At 50.9% G+C, this 750-nt stretch carries 2 pseudogenes; one reads left to right on the forward strand and one right to left on the reverse strand.

The features are described 5' to 3' along the window. Positions 1–190: 190 nt before the first annotated feature. A pseudogene (locus ACOCD2_RS23630) lies at positions 191–289 on the forward strand (IS5/IS1182 family transposase); the annotation flags it as partial. Positions 290–338: 49 nt separating this feature from the next. On the opposite strand, the pseudogene ACOCD2_RS23635 reads toward ACOCD2_RS23630, so the two are convergent. Then, positions 339–749 (reverse strand): annotated as a pseudogene (locus ACOCD2_RS23635) (hypothetical protein); the annotation flags it as partial. Position 750 lies beyond the last annotated feature (1 nt).

Genomic DNA, 750 nt, shown 5'->3' on the forward strand with positions numbered 1-750 from the left:
CTAAATTGCCCTGTGTTTCTCTACATTGCGGTTTGTCGCACGATATAACGAAACTATTCAGCGTGCAACACCTATCACACACCGGATGACTATCGCCGTATCAGTCTTGTTTTCTGTTAGGGAAGCTCTGATCGAATCGACCAAACAGGGTAAAATACGCCTACCTCCCAGTACATAAGTACAGAGCCAAATGAAGCAACAAAGTTTCGCATCATTAACTTACGCCGCCAAGAAACGCAAGACGCGCAAAGAACGTTTTCTTGAACAAATGGAATCTTGCGTACCCTGGTTGGCTGTTGTAACGCAGGGGCGGCGAAGCCAATTCCTCCCAACCAACCGTGTTCTGAACGAATCAGGTAGCGCATTTGCCGGCCAACCAGTGTCGCAGCTTCCAGATAGTGTTCCGTGAGCATGAGTTCATTCCAGATGCGCATCTGCTCTGTATCTTGTACCGGCACCAGTTCAAGTGCGGCAATAGCATTGACTTCATCGGGTACAGCAACAGGAAGGGGTACCGATTCTGTCAAACGGCGGGGGGATTTTACTCCACTGACCTTGCGCTGCGCCTCGGGCAATGCAAAATGTCCCGATGCTTCCAGCTCTCGCAGTGCTTTCAGGCAGCCACTCGTTTGCAGGTCTCCTTTTGCATCAAGCGTGTCTTCGACCTCGTGATAGATTTTGGGACATCCCAGTCCCCAAAATCGACTCGGCCTTTGACAACCTATTGGTGCCCCAGCCGTCCTGGTCACC

The sequence above is a fragment of the Thiolapillus sp. genome (assembly GCF_048562965.1).
Lineage (GTDB): Bacteria > Pseudomonadota > Gammaproteobacteria > Chromatiales > Chromatiaceae > Thiolapillus > Thiolapillus brandeum_A.